This window comes from Algoriphagus locisalis (assembly GCF_900116615.1).
In the GTDB taxonomy this organism is placed as follows: Bacteria; Bacteroidota; Bacteroidia; order Cytophagales; family Cyclobacteriaceae; genus Algoriphagus; species Algoriphagus locisalis.
The window spans coordinates 101,262-127,306 of record NZ_FPBF01000003.1 but is presented as its reverse complement, the minus strand read 5'-3'; the positions used below and the strand labels follow the sequence as shown (position 1 = coordinate 127,306).

The window sequence follows — 26,045 nt, the reverse complement described above, 5'->3', positions numbered from 1 at the left end:
TTATACGATATGAACTTATCATACAAACTTGTAGCTTTTTCGGCCTTGATTTTAGCAGGGTTTTCTTGTGGACAAAAAGAGCAAGCGGCACAGCAAGCACCACCACCAACTGTGGTCACTACTTATACTTTGGTGAAAAAGTCCGTGACAGGACTTGATGAATATCCAGCTACCCTAGTTCCTCTCAATGAAGTAGAAATCCGACCTCAGATTGGTGGATACATCACTAATATTTATGTTCAGGATGGACAGGAAGTAAAGAAGGGACAGAAGCTTTACGAAATAGACCGAAGCAAATACGCAGCTTCAAGACAGCAAGCGCAGGCATTGGTGGAAAGTGCTGAAGCTAATCTGGCGAGATTGGAAAAAGACTACGAACGATACAAAAGACTGGATGAGCAGGATGCTATCGCAAAGCAAACGCTTGATCATGCACAAACTGAGGTTCTAAACGGTAAAGCCCAACTTAGCTCAGCTAAGGCACAGCTGGAGTCAGCCTCTACGGATTTTGGGTATTCTGTATTGATTGCTCCGTTTGACGGAACTGTAGGGATTTCCCAAGTGAGATTGGGTACACAGGTTTCTCCGGGAGCGCCTTTGCTAAATACACTTTCTTCCAATGATCCTATGTCTTTGAATTTTGTAATCAACGAACGTGAGATACCAAGATTCAACAAAATGCTGAAGTCTGAAGATAACCCAGATTCCTTGTTTAGAATCAAGTTCAGTGATGGATCTGTATATCCGCACAATGGCAAATTCACTACCATCGACAGAGCAGTAGGAAGACAGTCTGGTACAATTAATCTTCGTGTGCAATTCCCCAATCCTGAACGTGACCTCATCGCTGGGATGACTGTGAATCTTATGGTACTGAATCAGGACATTGGAGAACAAGTGGTAATTCCTTACAAAGCTGTGACTGAGCAGATGGGCGAATATTTTGTGTATGTAGTCCAGCCTGACAATACAGTGAAGCAGCAAAATGTGCAGTTGGGGTCACAGATCGGAGAGGGAATCGTGGTGAGAAGTGGCTTGGAGGAAGGTGCCAAAATAGTGGTTACCGGCATTCAAAAACTTCGTGAAGGAGCTCAGATCACCGAGCAAAATGCAGCTCAATAAATCGTTTTTTAATAAGACTTGATTAATTACTAATGATATCAGACGTATTTATAAAACGGCCAGTAACTGCAATGGTGATTTCGATCGTCATCGTGCTGGTCGGTGTTTTAGCAATATTAAATCTCCCCGTTACGCAGTATCCTGACATCACGCCTCCGGTAGTCTCAGTGTCAGCCAACTACACGGGTGCAGATGCAAAGACGGTGGAGCAGACAGTAGCGACACCAATTGAAACCCAAGTGAATGGTACGCCTGGGATGGCTTACATTTCCTCGAATAACACCAGTACAGGTCAGATGCAGATGAACGTCACCTTTGAAGTTGGGACGGACATCAACATTGCTACACTGGATGTGCAAAACAGGGTATCCATCGCCGAGCCATCTCTTCCGGAGGCTGTACGTCGATTGGGTGTGACCGTGAGAAAGAGAAATCCATCCATTATGATGGTATTGAGTATTACTTCACCAGAAGGAACTCATGACTCTAAATTCCTTTCCAACTATGCCAATATCTTCATCAAGGATGCACTACTTCGTGTAAACGGCGTAGGTGATATCACTGCCATTGGCCAGGATTTCAGTATGCGGGTATGGCTGAAGCCAGATAAACTTGCTCAATACGGAATTACGGCCCGTGAAGTGACTGCGGCCATTCAAGAACAAAACTTACAAGTCGCAGCAGGTACAGTGGGAAGTATGCCTCAGTACGATACGCAAGCTTTTGAATATCCGATAACTGTCAATGGCCGATTGGAAAGAGCTGAGGAATTCGATGACATCGTATTAAGAACAAATCCTCAGGACGGTTCTTTGGTGTATCTGAAAGATGTAGCCAGAATCGAATTAGGTCAGTTTGACTACGGTAGATATTCTACCTTGGATGGTGAAGAAGCAGCGATTTTACTTGTTTATCAGGCTCCTGGAAGTAATGCCTTAGAAACGGCTGAAGGTGTGTATGCAGCTTTGAATGAGTTGCAAAAGAGTTTCCCTACAGACATGAAATATACAGTTCCTTTTGAATCTGTATCTGTAGTGGAAGTATCTATCAATGAGGTGATGCACACGTTCGTGGAGGCATTGATTCTTGTGATTATTGTGGTGTTCTTATTCTTGCAGAGCTGGAGAGCAACATTGGTTCCTGTTCTTGCAATTCCGGTTTCTATTATCGGTACGTTTATTTTCTTCCCTTTACTCGGATTTACGATTAATACGCTGACACTATTTGGTTTTGTACTAGCCATTGGTATTGTTGTGGATGATGCGATCGTGGTGGTGGAAGCTGTGCAGCATTACATAGATTCCAAGAAGATTTCTGCGAAAGAAGCAACCCGTCTGGCGATGAAAGATATCACAGCTCCGGTTATTGCGATTGCCTTGATTTTGGCAGCAGTATTTATTCCGGTAGGATTTATCCCAGGTATCGTGGGTAGAATGTACCAGCAGTTTGCAATCACCATTGCAATTTCTGTTTTGCTATCAGCATTTGTAGCCTTGAGTTTGACTCCTGCATTGTGTGTTCTTCTCCTTAAACCATCTGAAGTAAATGAAAATGGTAAAGGGCTTAATAAGTTCTTCTACAAATTCAATTTGTGGTTTGAGCGTACCACGGGCAGCTATACCAACGGTGTAAGAGCTAGTATCAAAAGAGCACCACTGGTATTGATTTTACTCGTGTGTATTTTCGCGGGTACCTTTGGTCTTTTCCAAACCAAACCAACCGGCTTCTTACCTACCGAGGATGAAGGAAGACTTTACGTTACACTTCAGTTGCCGGAAGGTGCTGCGAGTAACAGAACTCAGGCTGTGATGCAGAAGATGAATGCTATTTTGGACGAAACAGAAGGTATCAATCACGTGACCGGTATCGGTGGATTGAACGTGATCAACTTCTCATTCAAGCCAAATGCCGCGACTTTCTTCGTGCAGATGGATCCTTGGGATGATAGAAAAGATCCTTCACTTCAGCTTGGAGGAATGTTGGCAACTCTGAACCAAAAGTTTGCAGCTATTACCGAAGGAAGTATAGTGGTGGTGCCGCCACCGGCGATCCCAGGTTTGGGTAGTACTGGTGGTTTCAGCTTTATGCTGGAGCAGCGTTCGGCAATTGGAGATATCAAAGAGTTTGAAGGTGCGCTGGGGCAATTCCTTGTAGCTGCAAATCAACGTCCAGAAATTGCAATGGCGTATAGCTTCTTTACGGCAAAAACCCCAGGATATCATGTGACCGTGGACAGGGAGAAAGCCAAGAAATTGGGAGTTCCGCTTACAGAGATCTTTACTACCATGTCAAATTACATGGGAAGTTCCTATGTGAATGACTTTACCAGATACGGCCGAAACTTCCGGGTAGTGGCACAAGCAGATACAGCTTATCGTGCTGGAATAAACAATCTGGAGCAGTACTATGTAAAGAGTTCTGGGGGAGAAGCTGTTCCACTAAGTGCATTGATTAGTTATGAAGTGGTGGAAAATGCTCCGGTGATTTCGCACTACAACTTGTTCCGATCTGCAGAAGTCAATGGTAATGCAGCTCCGGGTTATAGTTCCGGGCAAGCACTGGCAGCTTTGGAAGAAGTTGCAGCAGAGACCTTGCCAGCAGGTTATGGTTATGATTTCTCAGGCCTGAGTAGGGAAGAGCTTTCTTCAGGAAGTAGCACTATCCTGATTTTTGCCTTGGCAATTGTGTTGGTTTCCTTGCTTTTGGCAGCCTTGTACGAAAGCTGGTCAGTACCATTTTCAGTTTTATTGGCTTTACCACTGGGAGCATTTGGGGCAATCATCGCACTTCACTTCCTGCCGAAGTTGGATAATAATATTTATGCGCAGATTGGTTTGATTACGTTGATAGGTTTGGCTGCGAAAAACGCCATTTTGATCGTGGAATTCGCTAAGGAACGTGTGGATGTGGGAATGCCACTACTTCAGGCCACTTTGGAAGCTGTGAAATTGAGACTTCGTCCGATTATCATGACTTCTCTTGCCTTTATCCTCGGTGTAGTTCCTTTGGCTATTTCCAATGGAGCTGGAGCAGTAGCAAGACAGACGATTGGTTTTACGGTGATTGGAGGGATGCTTGCAGCTACCTTCTTAGCGATCTTCTTTGTGCCTGTCTTGTATGTGGTGATTACTAAAATCGCCTATGGTAAAAAGGGCTTGGCTGAGTTAGAAGCCAATTATGATCCAAGCAAGCATGAGAATCATTAAGTAGTACAGTGGTTTTTTAATTCAAATGCCCCCAGAAAGTGATGAGCTTGATGGGGGCATTTTTTTTAACCGCTGTGGGCACCGAGGGTAACACGGAGGCCGCAATAGTTCGGTTGGCCCATCAACCAGCGTTAAGCTTCTTCTCCAGAAGCCGCATCAAAGATGCCACTACTTTTAGTAATCACTGTTCCTAGCAATTTGTAATTCTGAGGTTAAATAGGAGGATTTTTAGTCCTTGTTAAATCAAAAGATGGTTGTACTTGGATTACAAATCCAACGATAGAGCTTCGAGATTGTAAATCTCTAAGAGCAATGGTCTTAATGTTTCGCTGGCTTCACCAGCTAAGGTTATGCTGCTTCTCCAGAAGCTGCGTCAAAGAGAACTCTGCTAGAAATCTCAAACTTGGATAACTAATAATTCTCTGAACTTTTTGGAATTGAAAATAGTCTATCGTAATATTGCAATGAATCAATAGAGAGATATGGGACTTACCAAAACTGAAATATTCTCAGAGCAACAAAACGAGGTTGCTGTTTTCGCGAAAGCATTTGCTCACCCGTCCAGAGTAGCGATTCTTCAGCATTTGTTCAAAATGGATACCTGTGTATGCGGCGACTTGGTGATAGAGATAGGTTTGGCTCAACCTACCATTTCCCAGCATTTGAAAGAGCTGAAGCAGTTGGGCTTGATCAAGGGAAATATAGAAGGTACAAGTGTCTGCTATTGTATTGATCTGGAAAATTGGAATAAAATGAAGAAGGTTCTGAATGAATTCTTCGATCAGGATATAGCGGAAAAAGGAAATTGCTGCTAGTTAAAATTTAGAGACTAATCACATCAAATAATCTTAGTTATGAAATTGTCAGAAGTAAAATCAGTATTGGAAAAGCTGGGAACAATTGCTTTTCAACTACCAACTGGGCAATTGGTGCCTACTCACTTTCACGTCACTGAAGTGGGGAAAATCAGCAAGCATTTCATTGATTGTGGAGGAACTGTGAGAAATGAGTATATCGCCAATTTCCAACTTTGGAATGCGGATGATTACAATCACAGACTTCATCCAGAGAAGTTGCTCAATATTATTGAGCTTTCTGAGAAAGTCCTTGAAATGGAAGACTTAGAAGTAGAAGTGGAATATCAGGCAGAGACAATCGGGAAATTCGGGTTGGATTTCGACGGAGTTAATTTTCAGTTGACCAGCAAGCAAACTGATTGTTTGGCAAAGGACAAATGCGGAATTCCCGAGCAAAAGCCAAAAATAAGACTATCGACTTTACAGATCACTGATTCTTCTTGTACTCCAGGTTCTGGTTGTTGTTAATCCATCCTCAATACATTTTTATGAACACGGAGAAAATCAAATTGCTGCCAGCTTTGGCACAAACCATAGAGAAAGCCAAATCGCTTTCCATTCCAGATGAAAGAAAGGAAGTTCTGCAGGTGCTTATAGATTACATTCAGGCAAAAGTGGATGCCAGGGAAGAGCTTAATCTGAACTTCATCTGTACGCATAATTCCAGAAGAAGTCAGTTTTCTCAGATCTGGGCTCAGACGGCTGCGGATTTATATTCCATTCCGGCCCACTGCTTCTCGGGTGGGGTGGAGGTAACAGCTTTCAATGAAAGAGCTGTGGAATCGATCAAGAGAAGTGGATTTCGGGTAAGCAAAAAAGGCGAAGTGAATCCTGTTTATTTTGTGTTTCACTCTGACGATGCAGATCCGATCAGTGCTTTTTCCAAGCTTTTCGACGATGCTATCAATAAGGCTGATCGCTTTGCGGCCGTGATGACCTGCGCTCATGCAGATGAAAATTGTCCTTTTATTCCGGGGACAGAAAGCAGAATTCCAGTGAGATATGAAGATCCAAAAGCTTTTGACGATACCCCAGAGGAAGGCAGCAAATACGATGAACGATCCCTGCAAATTGCCTCTGAGATGCTTTACGTGTTTTCCAAAATCTCTTAAAAATTAACCATGGCTTCCAAAAAGCTAAGTTTCCTTGATCAATACCTCACTTTATGGATCTTCCTCGCAATGGCCGTGGGAGTGGGGATTGGTTATTTTTTTCCTTCCAGCTCCACGTTTGTCAATTCCTTTAGCGTAGGATCTACCAATATCCCTATTGCCATAGGATTGATTCTGATGATGTATCCACCGCTGGCAAAAGTCGATTACAAGCAATTGCCGAAGGTCTTTAGGAATGTGAAGATCCTATCTGTTTCCTTGGTTTTAAACTGGATCATTGGTCCGGTATTGATGTTTGCCTTGGCAATCATTTTCCTTCATGACTATCCAGAATATATGGTGGGATTGATTTTGATAGGTTTGGCGAGATGTATCGCGATGGTGCTGGTGTGGAATGATCTTGCAGAGGGAAGCAGTGAATATGGAGCTGGTTTGGTGGCGTTGAACAGCATTTTTCAGGTTTTCGCTTATAGCTTTTATGCCTGGATATTTATCACCGTTCTTCCTCCTTACTTCGGTTTTGAAGGAGCCATCATTGATATTTCCATTGGGACTATTGCCGAAAGTGTAGCCATTTACCTGGGGATTCCATTTTTGATGGGAATTCTGAGCCGGGTTATTTTGGTTCGGGCAAAAGGGGAGGAATGGTACAAAAACACCTTTATTCCAGCGATTTCACCGATGACTTTGGTGGCATTGCTTTTCACTATAGTTGTGATGTTTTCCTTGAAAGGTGAACTCATCGTGCAGATTCCTATGGATGTGGTGAGGATAGCTATTCCGATGCTAATTTACTTCGCACTGATGTTTGTGATTGGCTTCTTTATGACCAAAGCAATGGGTGGAACTTACGATAAGTCTGCGGCAGTAGCATTTACCGCGGCAGGCAACAACTTTGAATTGGCGATAGCAGTAGCAATTGCCGTGTTCGGCTTGAATTCCGGACAGGCATTCACAGGAGTGATTGGGCCATTGGTAGAGGTGCCAGCCCTGATCTTGCTAGTTCGAGTGTCATTTTGGCTGAAGGATAAATACTTCGCAAGGGTGAAAAGCAGAGGTGCTTGAGGCAAGAGTAAAACTGGCGCTTTTCACTCTTAGCTACCTTTCCTATGTGTTTTGAGGGGATTCAAAACATGTGACCTAATTTTCACTTAAGCCAATGAAGTTTTCAATTATGATTTCTGTCTTCTAGGATAATTTGACCAAATGACTAAAACTGCCACGAGGCTCAAAGAAGTCAACATCCCAAGAATTGTCAGTTGTCGGTTTTTTAGACTTTCTGAAAAAAAGTCTGTCATAGATGCGAGTAGAATAAAAACACCCACAATCCAAGCAAAACCTGCAATGATCAATTGGTTTTTGGTAGGATAAAAAGATTTCGATTTACCGACTTCCATAAGCTTTCTTTTTTAGTTTTAGTTAAACATAATGTTTTTTAAACTAAAAATCAATATGCTAGCTGATTTGTGTTTTTGAAAAACAAGAAGTTGTGGCCATATGTGGAATTTCGAGTTTTTTGCCTTACATCAAATTGATTCTAAAATTAACCCTAGCCTGAGTTTCCTCTGCAAAATAATGTAGAGATTTATTTCTACCTTTTTTAAGTCAACACTTCCAAGTAGTTGTCACGATGGACTACCCGGAACTCTGTACCTGGATACGCCTCTTCAAAGCCTAGCGGCAGCTTGGTCCGTCGTTCAGGGTTCCATTTTGCTTCAAATGCAAGTAATTTTCCATCTCGCTCTTCCAGCCAGTCCAGCTCTTTGCCAGTAGTAGTCCGCCAAAAGTAAACGTTAGTAGGGATTCTGTGATAGCTCAGATACTTCATCCGTTCTGAGATTATAAAATTTTCCCAAAGAGCTCCTTTATCTGTCCTTAGCTCAAGGGAATTGAAATTATTGATTATAGCATTGCGTACCCCGTTATCCCAAAAGTATATTTTTCGGCTCTTTTTGAGTTCCCGCCGCATATTCCTACTAAATGAGTTCAACCGAAAGATCACAAAGGCTTTTTCCAACAAGTCAATGTACTTTTCCGCGGTCTCCTTATCTATTCCAATTGTATTTCCCAAGTCGTTGAATGTGACCTCAGAACCTACTTGCAGGGCCAGCGCCAATAACAGCTTTTGTAAAATGGTAGGCATGCGAACATCCGCCAAACTCAAAATATCTTTGTAAAGATAACTGTTGGTGATTTCCTGAAGTGCCTCCTGTGCTTCGCTCGGATGATTGATTACCTCTGGATAAAAGCCAAAGATCAGCCTCTGCTCCAAGAGCCGTTTCTCTTCCCTAAGTGAAGTATGCAAGCAAAGTTCTTCTGTAGAAATTGGGTAAAGTTGGAACTCTCGTTTCCGACCAGTCAAGGGCTCTTTGATTGAATTGGCAAGGTCTAAAGCTGATGAACCTGACGCTAGGACTTGAACTTCAGGAAATTCATCTGCCAAAATTTTCAAGGTAAGCCCAATGTTCAGGACTCGTTGGGCTTCGTCTATTACGACCAATTTATACTTTCCTATAAGTGTCTTCAGCGCTGAAGTTGTAACTTCAAAAAGACTTTGCCTATCATCTGGATTATCACAATTCAACCATAATACCTTGTCGTTAGGGTAATCTAAGACTTGCTTCATCAGCGTGGTCTTTCCCACCTGCCGAGGGCCAATTATTACCAAGAGCTTTCCTTGGTGAATTCTTTTTCGTAATTCTATTTCTATTTGACGAGAAATCATAGGTCAAAAATATGTATATTTTCGACTATAACCGAAAATATACATGTAAATTCTCGATCATAACCGAAAATATACATGTAAATTCTCGATAATTAGGGTTTAAAGAGTTATTTCCAAAACCCATTCGATTCTGTTAGAATTACAGGAACATCATCTGTAATCAAAATCGTCTGCTCGTGCTGGGTGACGAATCCACCTTTATTTCCTACCAAAGTCCAACCGTCATTTTGCTCTACAGCATAAGTTGAATTGGTAGAGATAAAAGTCTCAACGGCTACCGTCGTATTTTTCTTAAAGCGTTCTCTGTTACTTCTGACTCTGTAATTTAAAATATCCGAAGGCTCTTCATGTAAACTTCTTCCAACGCCATGACCGGCTAAATTTTTAATGACTTTGAACCCTGATTTTCTAGCCTCAGTTTCTATCAAATAGCCAATGTCGGCGATTTTCACTCCGCCCTTAATAGCATTTATGGCTTTGTATAGGATGTTTTTGGAAGCATCTACCAGCGGCTGATGATTATGAATGTCTTTTCCCAAGACAAAAGAGCCTCCGTTATCCGACCAAAAACCATTCAGCTCGGCAGAGACATCTATATTAATTAAATCGCCCTCTTTCAATATGATTTTTTCAGAAGGGATACCATGTGCTGCAACTTGATTGACACTGATACAAGAATATCCTGGGAATTTATACGTTTCGTAAGGTGCTGATTTAGCTCCATAACTTTTCAGAATTTCACCTCCGTATTCGTCAAGTTCCTTAGTGGACATGCCGACTTTGGCATATTCAGTCATTAGTCTGAGCGTAGTTCCCACTACTTCCGAGATGCGCTTCATTCCGATTAATTCGGATTCTTTGGTAATTGACATGCGTTATCCTGGTTTTTTGAGATAATTCAACTGCTAGAACTAAATTCTATATTCTTTTGGTTCATCTGATCAGGAAAGAAATCCTACCTAGTAAAAAAGCCGACAATTAGTTGCCGGCTTCTATAGTGTTAATTAACCATTAGCGCTCTCTGTGTCACACTCTGCGAACTCTGCGGTAAAAATCACTTCCAGAAATCAGCATTATCAATGCCAGCATCCTTAGCTATAAACACCGGATCTTTGCCTTCTTTTTTCTGTCTTTGATAATCTTTCAACGCTTTGAAAGCTGGCTTTCGAAGAAGAATAATTGCAATAATATTCAGCCATGCCATTAGACCTACTCCGATATCACCCATAGTCCACGCCATCTCAGCTGTTTTGATCGTTCCGTAGAATGTAGCTCCCAATATAGCAAGCCTAAGCACCCAAATACTCCATTTGTTATGCGACTTTCTAATCAAATAACTCAGGTTAGTCTCTGCGATGTAATAATAAGCCATGATCGTAGTGAAGGCAAAAAAAAGCAATGATACTGCGACAAATCCAGCGCCTAGAGAAGGGAACTGGGAAGCCACGGCAAACTGTGTGTACTCCGGACCAAATGCTACTCCAGGAAGGTTTTCTACTATAAATCCACCATCAGGATTGACTACATTAAATTGTCCGGTGAATAAGATCATCAAGGCAGTAGCTGTACAAACGAAAAGTGTATCTACATACACTGAAAAAGACTGTACCAAGCCTTGCTTTACCGGATGGCTTACCTCCGCTGCAGCAGCTGCGTGCGGAGCGGTTCCTTGTCCAGCTTCGTTGGAATAAATCCCTCTTTTCACACCCCAGGCGATAGCCATACCGAATACTCCACTGAATGCTGCTTCCATGTTGAAAGCAGATTTTAATATCAATGCAAATACTGCTGGTACTTCTGTGATGTTGATCGCAATGATGATCACAGCCATGAGGATATAAGCACCTGCCATAAATGGAATGACTACTTCGGCGACTTTACTGATTCTTTTTACTCCCCCCAAAATAATCAGAGCCATACAGGAAGTGATGATAATGCCAGTCCACATCACAGGCACATCAAATGCGTTGTTCATACTCAGCGCTATACTGTTACTCTGTACGCCTGGCATAAATACTGCAGTTGCCAGAATAGTAGCGAAAGCGAAGACCATTGCGTACCATTTTTTCCCAATGCCTTTTTCTATGTAATAAGCCGGTCCGCCTCGGTATTCTCCGTCATTGACCTCTTTGTAGATTTGTCCTAGGGTGGATTCAACAAAAGCTGAAGATGCCCCGAGAAATGCGATAACCCACATCCAGAATATGGCTCCAGGGCCGCCCATGGCTATTGCTGTGGCGACACCGGCGATATTACCTGTTCCTACCCGGCCTGAGATCGCGATTGCGAATGCCTGAAAAGAGGAGACACCTTCTTTGGATGATTCTCCTTTGAAAAGGAGCTGCACCATTTCTTTTAAATAGGTGACTTGAAGGAATTTGGTGGTAAAGGAAAAATATACTCCGGCGGCTAAGCAAAGAAAGATCAATGCATTACTCCAAACAACCGCGTTAATGGCTTCTACTATTTCTTTCATTTTTTATTGGTAAACTTCTAATTCTAATACGATTTGTTGATGTTGGGTTTATTTTGAACCCGAAGAAAGCAAAAAATAAGCGATTATAGCAGAAGATTCATTTTAAATGGTGCTAATAGTTGATCAAATGCCTTTTAAAATTGGGTGAAGTCCAATTTAGCTTACTTTTTATTCAGCGTATCGATAAATATACCAGCTGGTTGGAAATAGCGATTTCGAATAAGGTTGGTTTCAAAAGCAATGTCTTTTACCCAGTTAACAGGTTAGATTTTTCAGGAATTTTACTCTTATTGACGGGTAGTTTTTTCAGTAGGAAAGGATTTCTTTCTGAAATAGTAGTTTTCTCCATCCAAAATAACCTGGTTTTCCATGGATTTACCTATCCTAGATTTAGTGGTTTTTTTAGTTTATATGGCGGCAATCGTGCTGTTTGGGATTTCCTTTTCCTTTAAGAAAAGAACAGCGTTGGAATATACTACTGGAGGAGGCCGACTTCCAAGCTGGGCAATTGGGATGTCCATCTTTGCCACCTTTGTGAGTAGCATCAGCTTTTTGGCACTTCCTGGAAATGCCTTTCTGTCCAATTGGAACGGCTTTGTGTTTAGTCTTTCGATTCCCCTTGCGGCTTGGATAGCGGTGAAGTATTTCGTCCCACTGTACAGAAACCTCCAAAGTGAGTCAGCTTATTATTACCTGGAAACCCGCTTCGGGTCCTGGGCTAGGATCTATGCATCCATTTGCTACTTATTGACACAATTGGCTAGGATGGGTGCGATCATGTATTTACTGGCTTTGCCTATGAATGCACTTTTTGGATGGAGTATTCCCATGATTATCATGTGTACTGGCATAAGTGTGATGGTGTATGCCATGCTGGGAGGAATAGAGGCGGTGATTTGGACAGATGCTGTTCAGGGAATAGTGCTGATAGGAGGGGCTTTACTCTGTTTGGTTGTTATTTTATTTTCAATGCCTAATGGTCCCGGAGAAGTGATTACCATTGCTTTCGAAGCGGATAAATTCAACTTGGGAAGTTTCAATTTTAATTTTGTAGAATCGACTTTCTGGATGATTCTTGTTTATGGATTATTTATTAACCTTCAGAATTTCGGGATTGACCAAAGCTATATTCAGCGCTACATCACTGCCAAGACAGAAAAAGAAGCGGTGAAATCTACCTGGCTGGGAAGCTTGCTTTATGTCCCGGTTTCCTTGTTATTTTTCTTAATAGGCACTGCACTTTTTTCCTATTATCAAGCCTTTCCGGATTTGCTTCCAGCAGACCTGAAGTTGGCAGAAAATGCGGATAAAGTTTTCCCGTACTTTATAGTTTCTGGTTTGCCTTCTGGCGTAACTGGCATCTTGATTGCCTCGATTTTCGCAGCGGGAATGAGTACCGTATCGACCAGTATCAACAGTTCGGCGACTGTTTTCCTTTCAGATCATTATCGGAAATACATTCATAAAAATGCCACTGAGAAGCAATCCATGCGGGTATTGTTGATCAGTTCCTTTGTGATGGGCATTCTAAGTATCGTAGTTGCCTTAGCTTTCAATGGAGTTACCAGCGCCTTGGAGGCTTGGTGGGCACTTTCGTCTATTTTTAGCGGAGGAATTTTAGGTTTGTTTTTGCTCGGGTTCGTAGTGAAAAAAGCTTCGAGCAAAGCAGCGGCAATTGGAGTGCTTTTTGGCGTTTTGGTGATAGGCTGGATGAGTCTTTCTCCGATTATTTTAAATGGGACGAGTATTGAGGGATTCAAGAATGTTTTACATACCAACCTCACTATCGTGATGGGAACACTCACAATTTTTATTGTGGGATTTGTATTAACCTCACTATTCAAAAGCAAGTAATGCCCCTGATTTCAGCGCGATTTGAGTCGATCTCGCAATAGAATTTTTTCTCAATTCCCTTAAAATGAGAGTTGCTCTACTTGAATGAGTTGCTCGAAGGGATATACAGGTGGGCCAAATTGGTTGAAAATGGCTACATCAGCAGCATCCCGGCCTACGCCAAGCATGACATATCCACTTGGGGAGCCGGTTTGTGTAGCATCAAAAGTGTACCAACGATTGCCAATATAGGCCTCAAACCATGCATGCATATCCATTGGTTTCAACTTGTGTAAATATCCAACTACGATACGGGCTGGAATACTCAAGCCTCTGCATAGGGCAATTCCTAGATGCGCAAGGTCAGTACAGACACCAAACTTTCGTTCGTTTACCTGAATCGCTGACAGAGGCTGATTGTTGCTTCCTGGGATGTAGCTAATGTTTTCCCGAAGCCAATCCGTAATTGCTGCCACTTGATTATAGCCTAGTAATTGTCCCTGTGTGATAGACAAACTCATTTCATAAAAAAAGTCTGACTCGCAATACCGACTAGGAAGCAAATAACTCAAGACTGAGTCTGGTAGATTTTGGATTTCTACAAAAGGAGCATCGAAGCCCTGGTCCATATAATCTGATATAATTACATCAGACGAAGTATGAATAGAAAATAAGCCTGGCTGGGCGATCAGGCGCTGGCAGAGGTTACCATAAGTATCAGAGAACTCAAAAACAGGAGTATGTGGCGTAATCTTAAATTCCTCTCGTTCTACCCATTGTTGACCACCACTTCTTGGTCTCAGCATGAGAATAAACGGCGTCGGGTCGGGGATTTCAAACTTTATCGTACAGCTGGTTCGTAGGTTCATAGGTCAATTTATTGGCAGCCCTTACCGATAAGGCTAATTCTAATTTCATTTCCCGCAAACTCATGAACAGTCTGGTTTTTAACTTTTCCATTCTGGTAGCTCAGGGAATTGCTCGGTAGTTAGAAACTTTTCCGAACCAATCAAAGGCTTTCCTTATTTGATAACTTCTATTTAATAATCAGGCACAAAAAAGCTCCAGGAAATTAATCTAGGAGCTTTGTGTGGGACGGAAAGTGGATCATGTTCTGTTAGAAGTAACAGTTTCACTTATTCCTTAAAGTTTGATCTACTGCTTACTCACTGGCAACTAATCGAACGTCTAGTTCTACATCATCGTAGATGAGTTTGTCGGCTAGGTTTTCGAAGTAAGATCCTGAGCGGAACTTGATATCGTAGTGAGTTCGATCAAAAGTAAGTTTACCAGTTGCGATGATTTTGCCTCCTGCTGCCTCAACCTTTGCGGGAAAGGACACTGGTTTGGTGATGCCCTTAATCGTAAGATCTCCAGTGAGTTGGTAATCGGTGCCGTTACCGGTTTTCGCTTCCGTGATTGTAAAGGTTGAAGTGTTATGTTTTTCTACTGAGAAAAAATCATCTGATTTTAAGTGGTCACTCAATTTTTTGTTCATGCCTGGATCAGTGATATCCTCTACTGTGAGGCTAGTCATATCCATTTCGAAAGTACCCCCGAGGATTCTGTTGTTTTGGTAGTCCAGAGTCGCAGAAGTTATAGGTACTTTGCCATGATGCTGCCCCGTTACTTTTTTAGCTGTCCAGGTAATGGTGCTTTCTGAGGTGTTCACTGTGGCTACTTCAGGGCTGAAAGACAGAGCTGTAAATACTAAAGTGAATAGTAAGGTTAAGATTTTCATAACTGTTGAATTTGGTTGAGCGTGTGACGAATAGGATTTGTTTGAATGAAACTAAGACGGAATAAAATTAAGTATGGTTTTAAAATCACAAATTTCTTAATGGATTAATGAGTAAGTTCCGTTATATTATTGTTTTGATCGGATGTAAGGTCAAGTTGATATCCAGTTGTTCAAGTAAATCTCCTCATCGCAATTTTAGCTATGAAATCTCTTATAATTCTAACCTTTTGTCTTATGTCACATTCTACTTTTGCGCAGCTGCAGCCCATCAAATCCGGTGTTTACCATTGGGATGAGTTTGAGGTGAAAGAAAGTGAAGGGCGAATTTCAAGGCCTATTTTTGAGGGTACTTCCACCCATTTTTCTTACTTGGAAATGCATGCAACTACCCAGGCAGTAGGGTCAGCAGCTAGCACTGCTCACGCCAACGATGATATTGAAGAACTTGTCATTGTCAAGGAAGGGAAAATGGCAGTCAATATAAATGGGGAAAATACGATCCTGGGGCCAAATGGTGTGCTTTCTTTAATGCCTAAGCAAATGCATTCGTTGAAAAATGTTGGTGAAATCCCACTTACTTACTACGTGATTAGATTTCGATCTAAGAAACCCATGAATATCGAGAGAGGTACAGCTTCCGGTGGTACGCTGTTGGTTAATAGTGACTCAACTGTTTATAAGGCTACGAGCGTAGGAGGGGTTCGATCTTATTTTGATAGATCAACTTCCATGTGTGAGAGACTGGAGATGCATGTGACTACCTTGGATAGAAAAGTAGCAAGTCATGCCCCTCATACACATGTAGAAACTGAAATTATCCTAATGATCTCGGGAGAAACTGCTCAGCTGATTGATGGAAAAGAATATAGAGCCACAGCAGGAGATTTTTATCTCATGGAGTCAGGATCTCTGCATGGCATTCGTAATACCAGTGATGAGCCGACGACCTATTTTGCGTTTAAGTGGAAATAGGGTTTCCATAAAAATTACCCTTCCAAAGGGCTTTTTTTATGGTCGTGTGATTTGAGAGAGCGTCACTTCTGGGCTTAGAACCTCATTACTCCGATTGAGTGCTCTGTCTTGAATCTCTACGGCAACTTGTATTGTATCTCTTCTGAAAATGGATTCCCAACCAGAGGAAAGCATACCATACCTTATATTTCCTTCCACAGCTTGATCCACCTCGTTGGTTAATATTCTAGGAAAACGTCCATTAAACGTAGTGTAGAAAGGAGGATCCTCCCATTTGAATTCAGTGAACTGTCCGTTTCTTTTGATGTAAAATTTGATAAAAATATTGAATTGGTTAGGATTCTGTTTTACCCAGATGGTGTCATTTACGCGCTCATTTCCGACCAAAGGATTTACTTGCCAGTCAATAGGGTTGTAAGTAGGAGCATCCGGAGGTCTAGTACTATAAGTTATCAATTCTCCATTGGAATCCCGCTGGAAGTCCACGTTGTTGAAAGGAGGATCATCATCCGTCCCAGATAATCCCAGGTCACCCTCAGCATCCTGAAAATCAATCCCTACAATCAGGGAATCTGACCCATTAGTAGGTACGTATTCGATTGATTCAAAAGTGATTGTAGGTACTGAAGGGAAGTTATCCGGCGGATTAATGCAGGCAGAGGCCGAGATTAACAAAAAGAATATTCCTAAATAGCTTTTTAAACGCATAGGGCGAAAGTAAATTTACAACCAAAGTAAACCAATACTTTGGTTGGATGATGCAAAATATAAAACGATGCAGGATTTTAAAAGTTTTTCAAGTAGGTTAAGTAAATTGAAATCGGAGGATTTTGAAAAGCTTGCACTAGAACTTTTTCATTTCCAGTCTCGGTTTAATCCGATTTACAAGAAATACCTTTCCGCTCGTAAGTTAGCTACGCATTCCATCAGGTCATTAGATCAAATTCCTTTTTTACCCATCCGGTTTTTCAAGGATCATCAAGTGACTTCAGGTTCTGCCGATGATTACAGTGATTTTTTCTCCAGCTCAGGTACTACTGGTATGATCACAAGCCGTCATTACATCTGGTCTGAGGAGTGGTATCTTGCTCATACCCAACAGGTTTTTGAAAGGGCTTACGGTGCATTGAAAGATTTTCATGTTTTGGCGCTTTTGCCAGCTTATTTGGAGCGGAAGGGGAGTAGTCTGGTAAGCATGGCTGATCATTTTATAAAGGAGAGTAAGTCCGAGCATTCAGGTTTTTATCTATACAATCAGGATGAATTGATCTCAAAAATCGAAATGCTGGCTACTAGTCAGCGGAAGATTTTATTGCTCGGGGTGACTTTTGCATTACTGGATCTGGCAGAGTCAGGTAAAAAAATCAATCCTCCTTCAAATCTTATCGTTATGGAAACGGGAGGAATGAAGGGGAGGAGAAAGGAAATGATCCGCGAGGAAGTTCATGATATTCTCAAACCTTTCTTTGGTGTGGATGCTATTCATTCTGAATATGGGATGACTGAACTCATGTCTCAGGCCTACTCCAAAGGAGAGGGAAAATATACACTTCCGACTACGATGCGCGTTATCCTAAGGGATGTAAATGATCCGCTTTCACTTTCTCAGCGTTCTCAGGGAGGGATTAATGTGATTGACCTGGCAAATTTTCATTCCTGTGCTTTTATCGAAACTCAGGATTTAGGCAGATTTGATGAAAATGGAATGCTGGAAGTTCTGGGCAGATTTGACAATAGCGAGGTAAGAGGTTGTAATCTCTTGGTGCAGTAATTGCTATCTAATTAATAATTGAACATATTTGAAAGGATTAACTACTAAAAGATGAAAAAATTAGCCACAGCAGCATTATTAATCGGAATTTTAGCTTTGGGAGCTTGTGCTTCCAGTAAGCCATGTCCAGCTTATGCAAAAGCGACCACTATTCAGGACGCCAATAGCTAAAAAAAATACGCTGACTTAGTAGTCAGCGTATTTTTTTATGTCTTCAAGGCTTATTTCAGGTTCTCCTAAAATCACCAGTCTTTCCACCACATTTCTCAGTTCGCGGATGTTTCCTGTCCAAGGATATTCCTGCAGTTTTGCCAGAGCTGCTTTGCTGATACTTTTTGGGGCATCGCCATTTTCCTGAGATATATCATCCAAAAATTTATTTACCAGTAGAGGGATGTCTTCTTTTCTGTCTTTCAAGGCAGGAACTTGTATTAGGATTACACTCAGCCGGTGATAAAGGTCTTCCCTAAATCTATTTTCCTCGATTTCCTTTTTCAGGTCTTTGTTTGTCGCCGCCAACACACGTACATCCACTTTGATGTCTTTGTCAGAGCCTACCCGGTTAATCAGATTCTCCTGAAGAGCGCGAAGTACTTTTGATTGGGCAGAAAGTGACATATCTCCGATTTCATCCAAAAATAGTGTACCTCCCTGAGCCTGTTCGAACTTCCCCTGGCGCTGCTTGTGAGCTGAAGTAAATGCTCCTTTTTCGTGTCCAAATAGTTCACTTTCAATTAATTCAGATGGAATAGCTGCACAGTTTACCGCTACAAATGGCTGTGTGGATCTGTTACTTTTAGCATGCACCCAATGAGCGACAAGTTCTTTGCCTGTGCCATTCGGTCCTGTAATCAAAACCCGGGCATCGGTAGGAGCTACTTTCTCTATGGTATCCTTCACTTTATGAATAGCAGCGGATTCTCCCACCATGTCCAATTTCTTGGAAAGCTTTTTCTTGAGAACTTTGGTCTCTGTGACCAGGTTTTTTTTGTCCAGCGCATTTCGTACCGTCAGCAATAGACGGTTCAAATCCGGAGGTTTTGGGATAAAATCGAAAGCACCTTTTTTAGTCGCTTCAACCGCAGTCTCTATGCTACCGTGCGCTGAGATCATGATGAACTGGGGTGATTTGTCCAAGGTTTTGGCTTTTTCAAGGACTTCTATGCCGTCCATTTTTGGCATTTTTACATCGCAGAGAACCAGGTCGTAATCGTCCTCCTGTAATTTTGCCAATCCCTCTTCACCATCCTGAGCTTCTGTCACGGTGTATTTCTCGTATTCTAATATTTCTCGGAGCGTAGCTCGGATGACTTTCTCGTCATCGATGATCAGTATTTTCGACATAGGTTCAATATAATATGATTATCCGCAATGAGGTCAGTCACCTTAGATTCTTTGCTTATCTGGTCGGAAGACCGATGACCGAAGACCGAAGCGGCCTCAATTCTTAAGTTTAATATCCTATATTGCTTTTACCACCTTACTGGAAGTAAAGCGGATATACATAAAATAAAAAAGTGCAAGTCTATAAGCCGGGTTCTGTTTCCTTTTCTGTTTCCAGAATTAGTTTCTTGCCATTTATCTAGCCTCGACTTCACAATCGAGGTCCATCGATCTACCCATTCCGCATAAAAGCGAGCAACTTTTCTCGGAATTGAATCCGACGCGGAACCTATTTGATCTTTCAACCCATAAGGTTTGCCATGCCCCTGACATCACTGCCAGACCGGTGGGCTCTTACCCCACCTTTTCACCCTTACCCTTCGACAAGCTCAGGGCAGGCCCCGAAGTCGATTGGCGGTATATTCTCTGTTGCACTAGCTGTAAACTGACCGTCACCAGTCAGCCCCCTTCCCGTTAGGAAGTATGGCGCTCTATGTTGCCCGGACTTTCCTCCTTCCCACTATTACCATGAGACGACGACAAGACGACTTGCACGCTACAAAGTACGTCAATTTCTGGCGATCGGTTTAGGAAAAATTGTAGGAGGTTGGGAAGTTGGAGGTAGGAGGTTAATTATCTGCAACTTAACTAGTGATGATATTACATCGAGTTATTTGTAAATGATAAACCTGATTTATCGCCGAAATACCACGTTATTCTAGACATAAAATTGATATCTAAATTTTCTTAGGATCTTGAGATGTAATTTATTTTAAAAAATCGTTTCCAAATGAATAAAAGCAATCAAAGAAAGTTCAGAAGACTGATCCGGATGATCAACTGGTATCCTCCATTTCTATTTTCAGGGATTAAGGTGGTTGACTATGCAGATTATTTCTCCAGTTTCAAAACTAGGCTTAAACTCACCTGGTATAACCGAAATCTCCTTGGGACAGCTTTTGGAGGATCTCTTTATTCCATGTGCGATCCATTCTTCATGTTTATAGTTCTTATCCAGCTTGGCGAGGAGTACATCGTTTGGGATAAAACCGCAAGTATAGAATTTGTGAAGCCCGGCAAGGGGACGGTATATGCAGAATTCAAGCTTTCACCAGAGCAGATTTCTGATATAAAAGAAGTCGTAGATAGGGAGGGAAAAGCAGTCTTTGAATTTCCCTGTGAAGTAAAAGATGGGAATGGAAATCTCATTGCCAAGTTGCAGAAAGGGGTTTATGTGCGAAGAAAAGACTTGGTGAAGCCGTAAGCCTAGCGTTCGATTGCTTACCTTTGTGAGCTAACGAATAAGACCATGATTATAGTAGGGGATACCGTGCTTTCGGATGATATTAAGGAGAATTTTTTTGTCTGTGACCTTGAGGCATGCAAGGGTGCTTGCTGTGTGGAAGGTGATGCTGGAGCTCCTTTGGAAGATGAAGAGACCAAAATCATCGAAGAGATCTACCCAATTGTCAAAGATTACATCACCGAGGAAGGTCGGCAGGCAATAGCAAAGCAAGGGACTTGGGTATTCGATAAGGACGGCGACAAAGGAACTCCTACCATCGGTGACAATCGTGAATGCGCTTATGCTTTATACGATGATCGCGGTATTCTGAAATGCGGTATAGAGCAAGCCTACCTTGATGGTAAGATCACCTGGAAGAAACCGATCAGCTGCCACATGTATCCGATCCGGATTACGAAATACGATCAGTTTGATGCCTTGAATTACGATCGTTGGCATATCTGTGATCCAGCTTGTCAGTTAGGATCCAGTCTGAAGGTTCCGATCTACAAATTCCTCAAGGATGCACTCACCCGCAAATACGGAGAAGCTTGGTATGCGGAATTGGTAGAGGAGATTGAAGGACAGTAATTTGAAATTTGATGTTTGGGATTTGAAATTTTCAGAATCACACTTAATTCTGCTGCTTTTTTTGATGTTTCTAGGATCGTGTTCCAAAGAATATAAGAAAGTTGATGGGGTAATTTTGGACGTTAAGGCAGTAAATGGGCCGAAAGGAATTGGGTTCCGAAGCGTCTATAAATTTCAATATTTTGACTCTTTTCAACTGGATACAATAGAGGTTATGGATAAAAGAGTTTATCTTTTTCCAGGTGATTCCATTCAAATAGAAATTGACCCAATGGATAAACTTGATCACAGCGTCCTCAAAATACTATACCGGACACCTAGACATTACTAACAATTAGGGTGTTTTTATTGGTGGTGGTATTGGAGGTCCGGAGTTCTTGTTCTTTTCTCTTGGAGGCAAATTATCCACATCGTTTTCCTCAAATAGAGATACGGGTCTTGCTCTCTTTTCTATTATTTCCCCCTCTTTGGCAAAAAGGAAATAGTGGGGGAATTCCCCTTCCCAGTCAAACAACAAAGCGAACTGCTTCTGTAATATGTTGCCGGATTCACCCACTACCAAAAAGCAGTTTTCCTTTTTTAAATTGTATCTCTCTACAACATTGAGCCATTTTGTTTTATCGTTTTCGAAAAACAGCCAAATAGGCCGTACTTTTTTAGAGTTGTCCAAATGTCTTGTTTTTGCATAGACAGACATTTCTTCCAGGCAGGGCTTGCACCAGGATCCTGAAAAATCAAACAATAAATAGGGCTGGGCTGTCGTCTTAAAAAGCTCGTCAAAAGCAAGCTCTTTGTCATTCACATCAAACAACCGGGCTCCTCTAATTTCATTGTTTACATATCCCGATTTTTCAATTCCCCGATTGGAATCCTGATCCAGCTGAAGTGCATATTCCTTAAAAGCAGGATAGGTCAGTTTGTCAATAAGCCCTAGTTTTTGTTCTTCATTTAGCATTCCGTCATAAAAAAGATTGAGCTGTACATACTGCTTAACCGTATCATTACTGCCATTGAACCTTTCAAGAATAGCTTGTGCGTCAAGACCCATTTCTTTGAAAAAGTAAAAGATATTTCGGTAGTAGACTAAAGTCACGGGGTCATCATAATTCTCTTCTTGTAAACTAGCATATTCAAGCATATTCATCTCACTAGTTTCAATGGCACTTCTTATTGATTCGTTCTTGGTGTTGGTATAAAGAAGTGCAAGCCTGTACGCTAATCGTGCGAGAAGGCGGTCAGCACCATTTTTTTTTACCGTTTCAAAAGTAGAACTGTCACGTTTCAGAATGGGGTGATCTTTGTAAATCAGTGCTGTACAACTATCAGCCATGCTCCTCAGACTTTCTCTAGAGGTGAATTCAGTTATTTGGTCGGCCGTTTTCAGATCTTTGAGAGAACCGGCAATGCTTCCCAAATATTTCTCGAGCAAAAGACCAGCGTCTCCCTTCCATATAAAAAATACATTTCCATGATTAATGTTGATGGTATCCTTATAGCGCTCCTTTGTTTGTAGTAAGACCTCAAAGTCCATGTTTAGGCTGTCGCCCGGCTCAATATGCAATATATAATGCCCCAAGGTCAAATAAGTCGGCTTTTCTATAGTGGTTTTTATTACGGTTTTAAGATTCGTTGAAGTATCAATAGTATTTGGAGGGGGTGGGAGATAAAGCGGATCAAAAGCTAACGGATTACGCAGCCCAAGAGACAACAAATGCTCCCTGTCAGCATTCTTTTTGAGGTTAATTACAATTGTGGTGTTATAGACTTCCTTCTTTCCTTCTGAAAGCTCTCCGATATTCTGCGAAAAACATGAAGCAGACAAAATAAAAAGGACTGCAAGAATGGGGAGCGTTTTACAAAAATCAGGTTGCATATTTTTTGGGTTAAAGTGAGTGTACGTATGGTTAATAAAAAAGCAGTTAAAATAAATTCTTAATCATTTTAAGGAATTTATTAGTCCTAAAAAAATATTTTATGATTTTTTAGGATTCTTAGTTCTGTGGTAACCCATTGGATTACAGAAGTATTAATGACGTGAGTTTTCTAAAAGAAGAAACTGACCAGATCTAATACATCAGAAATAGTAATAATTGATTTGGGTGGACAGGCTTATCTTTTGTTTTTCTGAGTTCGAATGATTTTTAGAATTTCAGCTTTTAGGAATTTATAATCACGGATTCTGAATACTCTTTCACTTCTCTTTTTATAATCTCGAATCCTGATCCATGGATAGGTAGTCTTTAACCTTTTTGAAACCTTCTGGATCATAATGGAGACACAAATTAAATCTCCCACATTAATGAAAAAAGCCCATATCTAGGCTGCACCAAATAAGAATAGGTGCTGATTAGACTCTCACTAAAACTATCTCTGCGAATAGCGCGGGTATCCAGAATATTCCATACGGTAATTCGGAACTCCCATGGACTTGAATTTGCCTGATAGCTCAGAAAAGCATTGAAGAAATCAAAATCGCTCGTGGTCTGTGCAGCCTTATTCGTGTACGCATTGTATGTATAATCCGCATTCAATTTCAAACCCTTCCAAATATCCCAGTCCACTTCAATTTTTTGGGAGTGCGTATTAAAGGTGTTCTTGGCATTGGTAGAATTGTAGAAGTTCTGGTTCCAGGTATAACCCAAATCCACCTCTACAGTTTTCATAAACGTACTGGTGAATTTCATAAAGTAGGAATGTGCAAACTGGCTATTCTTAATCAGACTTTGATCCACAAAACTATTCGTGGTATAGGTATTCCAATTTCCTCCACCAGAGATTTTAAACGACTGAAACCGCTTATCTGCCTGCAAACTTCCAGTCAGTGTTTCATTGATAGGATCAATATTCTGAATACTTATGATTCTACTAATGCCCACAAAATTGGTTGTATTCACCAAGTCATGATGCTTTCTTGACCAGCTCAAGTTTCCGAAGAGATTGAGGGAAGAGAAGAAATCAAAGTGATTGTAGTTAAGGCTTTGAGTAAAGAACAACCCATTGTCTAATTGCCTGTTTCCTCTGAAAATCGAATTGTAATCCGACACCACCAATCCTTGCGCAAGCTTCTGAATATCCATAAAGTTTGCCTGGCTGCTGAATCTATAGGTTAACGAGCGATTCGATTTAATACTCCACTTGGCATACATACCTGGGAGAAGCAGGATTTTATCATTACTCAACTCATCTTCCATCTGCACATCCTTCCACGCATATCTGTGGAGATAAAGTGAAGGACTGATCACCACGGATTTCCATTTGGTCTTATAAGTCATCCCCAAATACAAATCCTGAAAATCAAAGCGGGAATCGTTATCAAACTCTCCAAGATCTACCTCATCAGTTGCATCTGCTTGCTCCAAACTTCCTACTAGCTCTTGTCGGGTATCTGTATATCCTAGACTCCAATTAATATGGTTGGTAGGGTTTAAGATGTGATAGTAATTAAAAGCTCCTTCTATCGTTCGGGTCTTGATATACTGATTTTGCAGAAACCTGTAAGACTCACTATCTACGACTGGCACCATTCCATTAAATGGTTTCTGATTTGTGGTTAAATCATAAAGAGGATTGGTGTATTTTTTCTCCCAATTCGCTTCCATGGAAAAGACTCTCTTGTCCGATGGGGCATGAAACCACTCTCCTTTTTGCTGAATCGTATAAGGCTGCCGACTTTGATAGCTTTTGATTTGCTGGCGAGTCTGCCCAAAATCAGAATCCTGAAAATTCTGGTTTGCTATATCAGCCAACTTCCCAAATACACTGTACTTCACATAAGTTTCCTCCTTAGGCGTAAAGGTCACTGCGTACTTCATCAGGCCAGATTTATTCTCCACGGTGCTAGCTGAAGTAAGCGTCTCCTGATTGTTTTCATCAGTTCTCAAATAGGTCCTTTGAGAAGATGAACCTAGTTTATTCCTGGAAGCAGAGCCAATCACAAATCCTGAATGTCTCCATTTATTATTCGGATTATAATTTAGATTCAGAGCAGCAAGCTCAGTTTTTAAGTCCAAAGCATTGTTCCGCTGAGCCATGGGAATCCCAAGATCATCAGAACTTACACTTAGCGAAGATCCTGACTTGCCAGCCAAACCTGCAAGTCCACCACTAAACCTAAAATAATCCTGTAGCGTAAAAGCCAGTTCCCCAACATTGTTGGCATCGGCGATCAGATTGAGATTGACTTTAGGAGAGTAGTAAAAAGCATTCGCATGACCTAAGTATCGCTCTTGAGGTCCAGCACCTGCAGTCAAATCACCAAATACCATATTCTTTTTACCATCTTTTAGCTGAATGTTCAATGCCAAGGTCTCGTCATTATCCAAGCCGCGAACCGGACTTACTTCATTGAAGTTTTTGAGCACCTGCACACGATCAACGGCATTTGCCGGTAAGTTTTTGGTTGCCAGTTTGGTATCACCATCAAAGAAATTCTTCCCGTCAACCATCACTTTGTCCACCTTTTTTCCCTGCACTTTCACCTCCCCATTATCATCCACTTCAAAACCTGGAAGCTTCTCCAACACATCCTTCAGCTTCCGTTCGGTGCCTGTAGTGAATGCATCAGTCTTGTAGGTCAGCGTATCACCTTTCATCGTGATCGGTAATTCTGTTACCACCTCCACCTGATCCAGCATGGTTTCATCCTGACTCAGGACCACCTTAATCTGCTCCTGATCAGACCATTCGGTAATCTTCAGTTCAAATTGTTTGTACCCTACAAAGGACACCCGTAGCAAATATTCAGACCCTGGTGTCAGTGCTATTTTGAAACGTCCCTCTCCATCTGAGATCGCAAAACCACCGATCTTTTGAGTAGTTTGATTCACCGCTACCACATTTGCATAAGCAATTGGCTGACTGAGACTATCGAGCACCTGTCCGATTAGGTTTTTGTTCTGGGAAAAAGAAGGGTGGGCAATCAGAAGAAAAAAACCGATCGCGAGCAAGCGCTTAAGAAATAGCATCTGGGGA

General features: G+C 41.5%; 21 protein-coding genes and 1 other RNA gene. 11 read left to right on the top strand and 11 right to left on the bottom strand.

The genetic code is table 11. The features are described 5' to 3' along the window. Window positions 1–9: 9 nt before the first annotated feature. The 6 genes from BM386_RS09495 (at window position 10) to arsB (ending at window position 7,362) form a co-directional block, all read left to right on the top strand. Window positions 10–1,122 (top strand): efflux RND transporter periplasmic adaptor subunit, encoded by a 1,113-nt coding sequence (locus BM386_RS09495; protein ID WP_091693050.1) that lies wholly within the window; start codon window positions 10–12, stop codon window positions 1,120–1,122. A gap of 32 nt (window positions 1,123–1,154) precedes the next feature. Continuing rightward, window positions 1,155–4,328 (top strand): efflux RND transporter permease subunit, encoded by a 3,174-nt coding sequence (locus tag BM386_RS09490; protein WP_091693049.1) that lies wholly within the window; start codon window positions 1,155–1,157, stop codon window positions 4,326–4,328. Window positions 4,329–4,810: 482 nt separating this feature from the next. Next, window positions 4,811–5,143: an ArsR/SmtB family transcription factor gene (locus BM386_RS09485; protein ID WP_091693047.1), complete on the top strand. Its 333-nt coding sequence runs from the start codon at window positions 4,811–4,813 to the stop codon at window positions 5,141–5,143. Between the two features lie 39 nt (window positions 5,144–5,182). Next, window positions 5,183–5,653, top strand: a complete 471-nt coding sequence (locus tag BM386_RS09480; RefSeq protein WP_091693046.1) for a DUF6428 family protein — start codon at window positions 5,183–5,185, stop codon at window positions 5,651–5,653. A gap of 20 nt (window positions 5,654–5,673) precedes the next feature. Continuing rightward, the gene (locus BM386_RS09475) at window positions 5,674–6,297 is read left to right on the top strand and encodes a low molecular weight phosphatase family protein (protein ID WP_091694422.1); all 624 of its coding nucleotides are present in this window, start codon (window positions 5,674–5,676) and stop codon (window positions 6,295–6,297) included. A 9-nt stretch (window positions 6,298–6,306) separates the two neighbouring features. Continuing rightward, window positions 6,307–7,362, top strand: coding sequence for an ACR3 family arsenite efflux transporter (gene arsB / locus BM386_RS09470; protein WP_091693044.1), 1,056 nt, complete (start codon window positions 6,307–6,309; stop codon window positions 7,360–7,362). A 107-nt stretch (window positions 7,363–7,469) separates the two neighbouring features. Here the strand turns inward: arsB and BM386_RS09465 are convergent, their stop codons facing one another. From BM386_RS09465 to BM386_RS09450, 4 genes are all read right to left on the bottom strand, one after another. Then, entirely contained in the window at window positions 7,470–7,694 is a 225-nt protein-coding gene (locus BM386_RS09465) for a hypothetical protein (RefSeq protein ID WP_091693042.1), read from the bottom strand. Between the two features lie 203 nt (window positions 7,695–7,897). Beyond that, on the bottom strand, window positions 7,898–9,022 hold the full coding sequence (locus BM386_RS09460; RefSeq protein WP_091693041.1) for an ATP-binding protein: 1,125 nt from the start codon (window positions 9,020–9,022) through the stop codon (window positions 7,898–7,900). Between the two features lie 107 nt (window positions 9,023–9,129). Continuing rightward, window positions 9,130–9,894 (bottom strand): type I methionyl aminopeptidase, encoded by a 765-nt coding sequence (map, locus tag BM386_RS09455; RefSeq protein WP_091693039.1) that lies wholly within the window; start codon window positions 9,892–9,894, stop codon window positions 9,130–9,132. A 182-nt stretch (window positions 9,895–10,076) separates the two neighbouring features. Further along, entirely contained in the window at window positions 10,077–11,498 is a 1,422-nt protein-coding gene (locus BM386_RS09450) for an alanine/glycine:cation symporter family protein (RefSeq protein WP_091693038.1), read from the bottom strand. A gap of 369 nt (window positions 11,499–11,867) precedes the next feature. Between BM386_RS09450 and BM386_RS09445 the strand changes: the two genes are divergently transcribed. Further along, complete coding sequence (locus tag BM386_RS09445) at window positions 11,868–13,352, top strand: sodium:solute symporter family protein (protein ID WP_091693036.1); 1,485 nt, start codon at window positions 11,868–11,870, stop codon at window positions 13,350–13,352. Window positions 13,353–13,411: 59 nt separating this feature from the next. On the opposite strand, the gene BM386_RS09440 is transcribed toward BM386_RS09445, so the two are convergent. Continuing rightward, complete coding sequence (locus BM386_RS09440; protein ID WP_091693035.1) at window positions 13,412–14,200, bottom strand: transglutaminase domain-containing protein; 789 nt, start codon at window positions 14,198–14,200, stop codon at window positions 13,412–13,414. A 293-nt stretch (window positions 14,201–14,493) separates the two neighbouring features. Then, window positions 14,494–15,072 carry a YceI family protein gene (locus tag BM386_RS09435; RefSeq protein WP_091693032.1) on the bottom strand — a complete coding sequence of 193 codons (579 nt, stop codon included), beginning with the start codon at window positions 15,070–15,072 and terminating at the stop codon, window positions 14,494–14,496. A gap of 234 nt (window positions 15,073–15,306) precedes the next feature. On the opposite strand from BM386_RS09435, the gene BM386_RS09430 reads away from it, so the two are divergent. Continuing rightward, window positions 15,307–16,044: a cupin domain-containing protein gene (locus BM386_RS09430; RefSeq protein ID WP_170857070.1), complete on the top strand. Its 738-nt coding sequence runs from the start codon at window positions 15,307–15,309 to the stop codon at window positions 16,042–16,044. 36 nt (window positions 16,045–16,080) lie between these two features. Here BM386_RS09430 and BM386_RS09425 read toward each other — a convergent pair whose 3' ends face one another. Further along, window positions 16,081–16,752 carry a hypothetical protein gene (locus tag BM386_RS09425; RefSeq protein WP_091693029.1) on the bottom strand — a complete coding sequence of 224 codons (672 nt, stop codon included), beginning with the start codon at window positions 16,750–16,752 and terminating at the stop codon, window positions 16,081–16,083. 67 nt (window positions 16,753–16,819) lie between these two features. On the opposite strand from BM386_RS09425, the gene BM386_RS09420 reads away from it, so the two are divergent. Further along, window positions 16,820–17,815: an acyl-CoA synthetase family protein gene (locus tag BM386_RS09420; RefSeq protein WP_091693028.1), complete on the top strand. Its 996-nt coding sequence runs from the start codon at window positions 16,820–16,822 to the stop codon at window positions 17,813–17,815. 186 nt (window positions 17,816–18,001) lie between these two features. On the opposite strand, the gene BM386_RS09415 is transcribed toward BM386_RS09420, so the two are convergent. Next, on the bottom strand, window positions 18,002–19,159 hold the full coding sequence (locus BM386_RS09415) for a sigma-54-dependent transcriptional regulator (RefSeq protein ID WP_091693026.1): 1,158 nt from the start codon (window positions 19,157–19,159) through the stop codon (window positions 18,002–18,004). Window positions 19,160–19,327: 168 nt separating this feature from the next. Next, window positions 19,328–19,754: RNase P RNA component class A (gene rnpB, locus BM386_RS09410), an RNA gene on the bottom strand. A gap of 234 nt (window positions 19,755–19,988) precedes the next feature. Between rnpB and BM386_RS09405 the strand changes: the two genes are divergently transcribed. Both BM386_RS09405 and BM386_RS09400 read left to right on the top strand, forming a co-directional pair. After that, the gene (locus tag BM386_RS09405; protein ID WP_091693024.1) at window positions 19,989–20,462 is read left to right on the top strand and encodes a PaaI family thioesterase; all 474 of its coding nucleotides are present in this window, start codon (window positions 19,989–19,991) and stop codon (window positions 20,460–20,462) included. Window positions 20,463–20,507: 45 nt separating this feature from the next. Beyond that, window positions 20,508–21,074 (top strand): DUF3109 family protein, encoded by a 567-nt coding sequence (locus BM386_RS09400; protein WP_091693023.1) that lies wholly within the window; start codon window positions 20,508–20,510, stop codon window positions 21,072–21,074. A 334-nt stretch (window positions 21,075–21,408) separates the two neighbouring features. Here the strand turns inward: BM386_RS09400 and BM386_RS09390 are convergent, their stop codons facing one another. Both BM386_RS09390 and BM386_RS09385 read right to left on the bottom strand, forming a co-directional pair. Continuing rightward, on the bottom strand, window positions 21,409–22,947 hold the full coding sequence (locus tag BM386_RS09390) for a TlpA family protein disulfide reductase (protein WP_091693020.1): 1,539 nt from the start codon (window positions 22,945–22,947) through the stop codon (window positions 21,409–21,411). A gap of 409 nt (window positions 22,948–23,356) precedes the next feature. Next, window positions 23,357–26,038 (bottom strand): TonB-dependent receptor, encoded by a 2,682-nt coding sequence (locus BM386_RS09385; protein WP_091693018.1) that lies wholly within the window; start codon window positions 26,036–26,038, stop codon window positions 23,357–23,359. Window positions 26,039–26,045 lie beyond the last annotated feature (7 nt).